Origin of the sequence: Clostridium sp. SHJSY1 (assembly GCF_031626875.1) — a bacterium.
GTDB lineage: Bacteria > Bacillota > Clostridia > Clostridiales > Clostridiaceae > Clostridium.
The window spans coordinates 1-7,864 of record NZ_JANDMF010000089.1; the positions used below are offsets into that span (position 1 = coordinate 1).

The 7,864-nt window shown below is 30.9% G+C and carries 7 protein-coding genes and 12 tRNA genes; 2 read left to right on the top strand and 17 right to left on the bottom strand.

Translation table 11 applies throughout. The annotated features are described in order from the left end of the window. From NNC19_RS22905 to NNC19_RS22980, 16 genes are all read right to left on the bottom strand, one after another. Positions 1-73, bottom strand: a tRNA-Arg gene (locus tag NNC19_RS22905). 29 nt (positions 74-102) lie between these two features. Beyond that, positions 103-176, bottom strand: a tRNA-Gly gene (locus NNC19_RS22910). Between the two features lie 7 nt (positions 177-183). Further along, a tRNA-Gly gene (locus NNC19_RS22915) sits at positions 184-258 on the bottom strand. A 19-nt stretch (positions 259-277) separates the two neighbouring features. Then, a tRNA-Gly gene (locus NNC19_RS22920) sits at positions 278-351 on the bottom strand. A 5-nt stretch (positions 352-356) separates the two neighbouring features. After that, a tRNA-Gly gene (locus NNC19_RS22925) sits at positions 357-431 on the bottom strand. A gap of 4 nt (positions 432-435) precedes the next feature. After that, positions 436-519 (bottom strand) — tRNA-Leu (locus NNC19_RS22930). Positions 520-536: 17 nt separating this feature from the next. Further along, a tRNA-Lys gene (locus NNC19_RS22935) sits at positions 537-612 on the bottom strand. A 4-nt stretch (positions 613-616) separates the two neighbouring features. Beyond that, a tRNA-Gln gene (locus NNC19_RS22940) sits at positions 617-691 on the bottom strand. A 5-nt stretch (positions 692-696) separates the two neighbouring features. Continuing rightward, positions 697-772, bottom strand: a tRNA-His gene (locus NNC19_RS22945). 5 nt (positions 773-777) lie between these two features. Further along, positions 778-854 (bottom strand) — tRNA-Arg (locus tag NNC19_RS22950). A 78-nt stretch (positions 855-932) separates the two neighbouring features. Further along, positions 933-1,006: transfer RNA gene (locus NNC19_RS22955), tRNA-Gly, on the bottom strand. A gap of 4 nt (positions 1,007-1,010) precedes the next feature. Next, positions 1,011-1,086, bottom strand: a tRNA-Pro gene (locus tag NNC19_RS22960). Positions 1,087-1,266: 180 nt separating this feature from the next. Then, positions 1,267-1,746, bottom strand: a complete 480-nt coding sequence (locus NNC19_RS22965; protein WP_310941021.1) for a metallophosphoesterase — start codon at positions 1,744-1,746, stop codon at positions 1,267-1,269. Between the two features lie 21 nt (positions 1,747-1,767). Continuing rightward, a complete protein-coding gene (locus NNC19_RS22970; protein ID WP_310941022.1) occupies positions 1,768-2,382 on the bottom strand; it encodes an XTP/dITP diphosphatase in 615 nt (204 codons plus the stop codon). Between the two features lie 2 nt (positions 2,383-2,384). Then, entirely contained in the window at positions 2,385-3,134 is a 750-nt protein-coding gene (rph, locus tag NNC19_RS22975) for a ribonuclease PH (RefSeq protein ID WP_310941023.1), read from the bottom strand. 22 nt (positions 3,135-3,156) lie between these two features. Continuing rightward, positions 3,157-4,134: an AIR synthase family protein gene (locus NNC19_RS22980; protein ID WP_310941024.1), complete on the bottom strand. Its 978-nt coding sequence runs from the start codon at positions 4,132-4,134 to the stop codon at positions 3,157-3,159. A gap of 92 nt (positions 4,135-4,226) precedes the next feature. On the opposite strand from NNC19_RS22980, the gene NNC19_RS22985 reads away from it, so the two are divergent. Further along, a complete protein-coding gene (locus tag NNC19_RS22985) occupies positions 4,227-5,828 on the top strand; it encodes a hypothetical protein (protein WP_310941025.1) in 1,602 nt (533 codons plus the stop codon). 62 nt (positions 5,829-5,890) lie between these two features. Here the strand turns inward: NNC19_RS22985 and NNC19_RS22990 are convergent, their stop codons facing one another. Continuing rightward, positions 5,891-7,354, bottom strand: coding sequence for an ABC transporter substrate-binding protein (locus NNC19_RS22990; protein ID WP_310941026.1), 1,464 nt, complete (start codon positions 7,352-7,354; stop codon positions 5,891-5,893). A 136-nt stretch (positions 7,355-7,490) separates the two neighbouring features. Between NNC19_RS22990 and NNC19_RS22995 the strand changes: the two genes are divergently transcribed. Further along, a complete protein-coding gene (locus NNC19_RS22995; protein WP_310941027.1) occupies positions 7,491-7,748 on the top strand; it encodes a hypothetical protein in 258 nt (85 codons plus the stop codon). Positions 7,749-7,864: the final 116 nt, after the last annotated feature.

Below are 7,864 nucleotides of genomic sequence, written 5' to 3' on the forward strand. Positions count from 1 at the left end.
GCGTCTTAAGAGATTCGAACTCCTGGCCCACGCCTTAGAAGGGCGTTGCTCTATCCAGCTGAGCTAAAGACGCTTATAATTTCATTATATTATAAAGTTTACTGGAGCGGGTAGTGGGAATCGAACCCACCTTTCCAGCTTGGAAGGCTGGAGTATTACCGATATACGATACCCGCGCATATCTGGAGCGGAAGACGGGAATCGAACCCGCAACATCCACCTTGGCAAGGTGGCGCTCTACCATTGAGCCACTTCCGCATTGATATTCTTAAACTATTGGAGCGGGTAGTGGGAATCGAACCCACCTTTCCAGCTTGGAAGGCTGGAGTATTACCGATATACGATACCCGCATATTTGGAGCGGAAGACGGGACTCGAACCCGCAACATCCACCTTGGCAAGGTGGCGCTCTACCATTGAGCCACTTCCGCAATTTGGTGCAGATGAAGGGAGTCGAACCCCCACGCCTAAGGCGCTAGATCCTAAGTCTAGTGCGTCTGCCAATTCCGCCACATCTGCATTTAATTATATTTTTTTGGTGGCTTACCGGGGAATCGAACCCCGGACACCTTGATTAAAAGTCAAGTGCTCTACCGACTGAGCTAGTAAACCATCTTGGCAGGGATAGCAGGATTTGAACCTACGAATACCACAGTCAAAGTGTGGTGCCTTACCGCTTGGCGATATCCCTACGTATGGGGTGAATGATGGGGCTCGAACCCACGACAACCAGAACCACAATCTGGCGCTCTACCAACTGAACTACATTCACCACAATGGTGCGTCTTAAGAGATTCGAACTCCTGGCCCACGCCTTAGAAGGGCGTTGCTCTATCCAGCTGAGCTAAAGACGCTTAATAACAACGAATCTTATTTTATGATATTTTCCCACATTTGTCAAGCATTTTTTCAAAATTTCTTCAACAACTTTGTGGAGCGGGTAGTGGGAATCGAACCCACCTTTCCAGCTTGGAAGGCTGGAGTATTACCGATATACGATACCCGCATACTGGTCGGGGTGACAGGTCTCGAACCTGCGACCTCATGGTCCCAAACCATGCGCGCTACCATCTGCGCTACACCCCGTTTGTCATTTGATGTATCTCACAACGACAAGGATTATTCTACAATATGAAAAGTAATACGTCAATACTTTTTTCAAAAGAAATTTGAACAAGCATGAAAACAGAAGAAAATTGAAGCTAATTAGGAATAATTACATACTCTTATACATTGCACTAATTCTACCATTATATATTTAGTTGATTATGTAACATTTATTTTTTTGAAATATACATCTAGATTATCTTCTTCTATCTCAATAAACCCTATAAATCTCCCATTACTTCTTGGTAAAGGTACACTTCCTGGATTCATAAATATAATGCCTTCTTCTTTAAAGATAATATGCTCATGAGTATGACCAAATAAGACTATATCTGCAGTTATCTCTCTTCCTTTATAAAAAATATTATTGAATGTGCTTTTAACTCCATAATTATGCCCATGAGTAATAAAAATCTTTTTCCCACTTATATTTAAAATTTGTTCTGAAGGATATATATTTGAAAAATCACAATTTCCCTTAACACCATACACTTCACCTTTAAATCCTTTACTCAATTCTTCTATATCTTCTATATTATCACCTAAATGTATCAATATATCTGAATCTTTAATATGATTATTTATTATTTTTATATATTTTCCCATCCTATGTGTATCACTAACGACAGCTATTTTCAAAATCTTACCTCCTAAAATATATCATCCCTTTAGCCTAACTAATTCTTCTTTAAGTTTTTTAAGTGCCACTCCCCTATGACTGATTTTATTTTTCTCATCTGCTGTAAGTTCACTAAAAGTCTTATTTAATGGCTTATAGAAAAATAGTGGATCATATCCAAAACCTTCATTTCCAGATAACTTCTCCATTATTATTCCTTCAACCTCTCCTCTTACATATATATATATATTATCACTACACATCAATGCCACAGCACAAATAAACTTAGCACCTCTTTTCTCTTTTGGGACCTCTCTAAGTTCTTCTAACAACTTTTTATTATTCTCTTCATCATTTCCATGTTCTCCTGAATACCTAGCCGAATAGATTCCTGGAGCTCCATTTAAATACTCTACTTCTAATCCCGAATCATCTGCTAATACAACAAAGTTTTTTTCTCCACGTTTGTTTAAGAAATCTGCTATTTCTGTTGCTTTCTTTTTTGCATTTTCCTCAAAAGTTTTACCATCCTCTTCTACTTCAATATATATATCTTCTTCTTTTAAGGACTTAATTTCAAAATCTAAACCGTTTAAAATCTGTTTAATTTCACTGATTTTATGTTCATTATTGCTGGCTACTACTATCTTTTTCATCCTTATTTATTTCCCCCAGTTCCAATCCAAAGCGAATCCATTTTTAAAATATCTTTTTGTGCTTGTATCATTTGCTTTATTCCCTTTTCTCCTAAATCTAGCAATTCATTTAATTCTGCTCTACTAAATGGACTTTCTTCTCCTGTTCCTTGTATCTCTACAAAATTACTTTCATCAGTCATAATTACATTCATATCAACTTTAGCTTTAGAATCCTCTTCATAGCATAAATCAAGCAATTTTTCATTATCAACTATTCCTACACTTGTTGCTGCAACAAAGTTTCGTATAGGATATACTTTAAAAGGTTTAACCTTATGAAGCTTATTTATAGCATCTACCATAGCTACAAAAGCTCCTGATATTGATGTAGTTCTTGTACCACCATCAGCTTGTATTACGTCACAATCAATCCATAGAGTTCTTTCTCCTAAAGCTTTTAAATCAACAACAGACCTTAAAGCTCTTCCTATAAGTCTTTGAATTTCCATTGACCTACCATCAACTTTAAGTCTCGCAATATCCCTAACTTTTCTATTTCCTGTTGCTCTTGGCAGCATATTATATTCTGCTGTAATCCATCCTTCTCCAGTTCCTTTTAAAAATGGAGGTGCTTTTTCTTCAACAGATACATTACAAATCACTTTTGTATCTCCAACTTCAATATATACAGATCCTTCTGCATATTTTGTATAATTTCTTATGATATTTATATGTCTTATCTGATCTTTTTTTCTTCCATTTATTCTCATATTAATATGACCGCCTTCTAAATTATTTTATATTAAAAAGTTCATCTCTTTTAGGTTCTTCTACTATTAATTCTACTCCATTAGCAACTAAAATACCCTTACTTTTTGTAACTTTTCCAATCACTGAAGCTTTTATTCCTTCTTTTTCTAAAGCTATAACTAATTTCTCTCCCCTATCACTTGTAATTAGCATACTTCCTGATGAAATTAATCTTAATGGATCTATAGAAAATTCTTTAGATATTTTTCTTGTACTATCTTGAATTGGAATCTTATCTTCATAAACTATAAATCCTGTATTAGATGCCATAGCCACCTCAAATAAAGCTCCAAGTAATCCCCCTTCAGTTATATCATGCATAGAGTTGGCCCCTATATTCTTTGATATTACCCCTTCTTTTAATACACTCAAATTATTTATAAACATCTTAGCTTCATTAAGTTCATTCACACTTAATACTTTTTTACATCTCTCTTCATATTCATTAGTTAATATAGATGTACCTTCCAAAGCTATATATTTAGTTACTATAATATCATCACCAACTTTAGCCCCAGCTGTTTCAATAACTTTTTCTTTTTCACACTTTCCTATTGCAGTTATAGATACTATCATCTTATTTACTGCTGAGGTTACTTCTGTATGCCCTCCTATAATTTCCAATCCAAGTTTAGCTGATTCTGTACTCACTTCTTCCATTACCTTACTTATTTCATCCAAACTTGATGTTACTGGAGCTAAAATTGTTACTAATATAGCTATAGGTTCTCCCCCCGAAGAAGCTATATCATTACAATTTATATGAACTGCTAATTTACCTAAATTTTCTGATGCCCCAGTTATAGGATCAGTTGAAAAAACACCACAAAAATCTTTAAAATCAATAACAGAACAATCTTCTCCTACATCATTTCTCACAATCACTTCTTCCCTTTTTATACCTTTATTCTCTTGAATTAATTTTCTCAAATCATCAAAGTTTAATTTTCCTTCTTTCATTAAAAAAATCTCCTTTAATTTTGATTTTATGCACTATTTACCACCATATCTCATATTAATTAAATAAGAACAATAAATATGAGGTGAATATTTTGAGATATATCGGTCCATTTTTTAGAATGAATAGTCTTTCTGAAAAAGATATAGAAGGACAACTATTCTACCTATCCAGAGAAGCTATTAAGACTATTGTGCTTAACTCTAAGTGTGGGATTTTATCTTCTTTTAGAGCTTCCAAAAAATCTTCTCGTACAAATAATATTAGCATATTAAATGACTTTTCTCCACTAATATGCTTATACAGGAAGAGCTCCCCAATATTTATTCATAACAAGAGCTCCCATGGATTTGATGAATCCTCTTTTAAAAAAGATATTTCTCCTACCACAAATGCTTTGATGACTCTTGCACTGTTAAATCTTAGTCGATACTACTCTTACTATTGTGATAATAATAGGAATATTGATTCATTAAGCGAAGCCTATTCTTACTTATCTAAAGAACAATTAGAATTTTATTATGAAAACTTAAGAAATTCAGAAGGTATATTTGTAGAAAAGAAAAATATTTCAGATGGAAATGCTAAAGGATACAACTTAATTGATAAAAATAAAAAATTCAACTTTGTTGACCAAGCATTTATGATGAATGCATATTACTTATATGCTCATGATAACCCAGATGATCCATCTAGTGAAGATTATAAAAATTTTTCTTTGCAAATTCTTGATATGTTTTTAGACTTTAAAGATTTACTTTACAACCTATCTTTTGAAGATGGATGCAAAATTTTATTATCTTTCAATGTATTATATAACATTTCCAAAGAAGAAAAATGCAAATCTTTAATTATAGATTTGAGTGACTTTTTAATTTCTAAATTTGATGAAAAAGATTATTATATCGATTCACTAGATTCTGCTTCTTTATTTGGATTATCTTTACTGGATTCATTTAAACATACTGGAATTGAAACATTTAAAGAAAAAAGTAACGAAATTTTTCAAAAACTTAAAGAATTATATAACGATGAAAAAGGAGTATTTACAAAATTAACAGACAAAAAAGAAATCAAATATTCTTCTTTCGATATATGTTTTTACTTTTTATTCATATTTATAGGTTCAAAAGAAAAAGATAATATGTTTGAATATAGAGGTATGATTTCTAACTTATATAGAAAATATTTCATTTCTTCTGGTTGTATTTATAGCTGGCCTGATGCTCCTACTTTGGATGAAACTGAACGTTATAGAGGACTTACTCTTCGTTCACAGGATATGTTAGATGAAAGTTACTTTAGAATGCCTAATGTACCATCTCCTGAAAGTTCTGGTTTGGCTCCTTTGTTTGCCAAAAACATTACTTATTCTAAAAAGAAAGATACATTTTCAAAACCTAAGGATTCATTTGATAGCTATAGAAACTTACTGATATTCTTTGTTTTCATCCATTATTTTATGGATGATATTATAAAAGATATGAATTTTGATGTTTCTACTGATATCCCTAATAAAAATTCTCAACCTATTGAATCAATTGCAAATTCAGAACCCCAAAAACCTAAAGAAGATTTAAAAACTGATGAAACTATTACAAATTCTGAATCTAATGAATCTGCTACAGAAAAAAACTCAAATGATAATTCTATAAAGGATATCAAAAATGAAAAAAAAAGCAAAAAGAAATCTTAAGATTGCTAAATAAATTTAAAATTATAGATGCTATATTCTTTTGAAATAGCATCTATAATTTATTATTTAATACTAGAAAATTCTATATTACCGTTTCCATCCAATGTTATGTTTGATAATTTATTAGATATGGCTATATTATCATTTACAAACATTACTGGAAGTATTCTATATGAATCAAATAACTTTCCTTCTGCACTAGATGTATCATTTAAATATTTCTTTTCATCATCATTACATAAAAAACTTATTTGATTATATAACTTACTTGCATTTTTACTATCCTCTACACAACTTATTAGTACTATGTCATACTTGTCTCTGACTTGAGATTGTTCGATATCTGCTTTACTTTCCAATGAATATTTAAATTGTACATTTTCCTTTTCTTTAAACCAATCAGTTAAATATCTACAATAACTTCTGATCTCCTCTGTATCTTCTCCTAATAAAGTAATCACTTTGGGTTTTTCAACATTTCCAACATTATTTAAACTAACTTTCCTACTTTGAAGTTTATCTAAATTATCCTTATCCTCTCTAAAGTAGCTACCTTCAGCTGATTCTACTGTTTCAGGATTATCTCCTGCAAAATTATTTGTAGCATTATATATCATTTTATATATTTCTTTTCTATTCACTAATGATGTATTAGTTTTTGAAGTTGGAATAGATAAATATATTCCCTCACTAGAAGGATATGAAAATAATTTTTTATCCTCCTTCAGTCTACTTAATTGACTTATAGGGGGATCAAATATTAAATCTCTTTCTCCTATTTCATAAGATGCCATAGATAATTCTACATTTTCATCTTTAATAAATGTAATATTTTTCAATGTATTTTCTTCCTTTGAGTTCTTCTCCAATTCAATCTTATTAGTGTCCATACTTTTTATTGAATATACTCCCGAATAAGCTATATCCTTATATGAATTTTTTATGTTTTTCCACAACTGTAAGTATTTTCGGATTCTATATTGTGGTTTAGTCAATTCTAATAAAAAATTATCATTCTTCTTATTTAATCTTATGGTGATACTTTTTTCATTAGCAGTTATAGCTACTCCTTTTTCAAAAGTTCCTTTTCCTTTTTTAAAGGAATCAGCACCATATACATCTAATAATGGTTTTATATTTTCTTCATCTTCAACCTTTATTAAAGTTTTAAAATAATCTCTTATATCTTCTGATGTTATAAGACTACCATCACTCCAATACATATTATCATTTAGCACAAATTCATATTCTATTCCATTGTCCTTAAGATTAATTTCTTTAGCTAATGAAGGAATTACTTTCCCATCCTTATCCTTCTCTACTAGCCCTCTACTTGTTGCACATATAAGATTTTCATCTTCTTTTGATAAACCAGTCACTTTATCTAAGTCTACTGGTATATTAGTGACTGCAAACACTATATCATTTTCTTTTTCAACTTTTTGAGTATCCTTAACTTTAATAAAGCTTAATATGAAAGCAGCTATTCCTATCAACATTATTAGAGGTATAATAAATTTCTTCATTAGTCACTCTCCTTTTTCCTTAGTCTTTACAATTATATCCATTACTCTTATTGAATAATCATTATCCTAGTAATTCTAATTAGTAAGAATTTCATTTTGATGATATAATGATTTTATAATTTAAGGAGGTGCTATTATGTCTTACTTATTTGGTGCTACATGTATTGTTGGTATAACTTTCATGGTTACCTTTATGTTCATAGGTTTATGGTTATTTGTGGTAGCCCTAAAAGCTTTCCACAATTTAAAATATAAAACATTTCTATTAGAAAAAATTTATCGTAAGTTAGATAATTTCGAAGTAAAAGATACAAATAATAATACTTCAAAACATTTAGATATTAATGATGGGGAAAACATTTCAGAGTTAAATAACATAAAAAATATAAAATAACACAAAAAATATTTTATCATCAATTATAAAAAAAAGTTAAGGGGCTGTCGCACTAAATAATTAGTGTGCAGCTCATTTTTGTGCAAAAAAATAAATCCCAGATTCTACGAATCTGA

Coding starts and splice junctions, on each gene's coding strand:
- NNC19_RS22970 (WP_310941022.1), bottom strand. CDS start 2,382: ATGAAAAAGATAGTAGTAGCCAGCAATAATGAACATAAAATCAGTGAA.
- rph (WP_310941023.1), bottom strand. CDS start 3,134: ATGAGAATAAATGGAAGAAAAAAAGATCAGATAAGACATATAAATATC.
- NNC19_RS22980 (WP_310941024.1), bottom strand. CDS start 4,134: ATGAAAGAAGGAAAATTAAACTTTGATGATTTGAGAAAATTAATTCAA.
- NNC19_RS22990 (WP_310941026.1), bottom strand. CDS start 7,354: ATGAAGAAATTTATTATACCTCTAATAATGTTGATAGGAATAGCTGCT.
- NNC19_RS22995 (WP_310941027.1), top strand. CDS start 7,491: ATGTCTTACTTATTTGGTGCTACATGTATTGTTGGTATAACTTTCATG.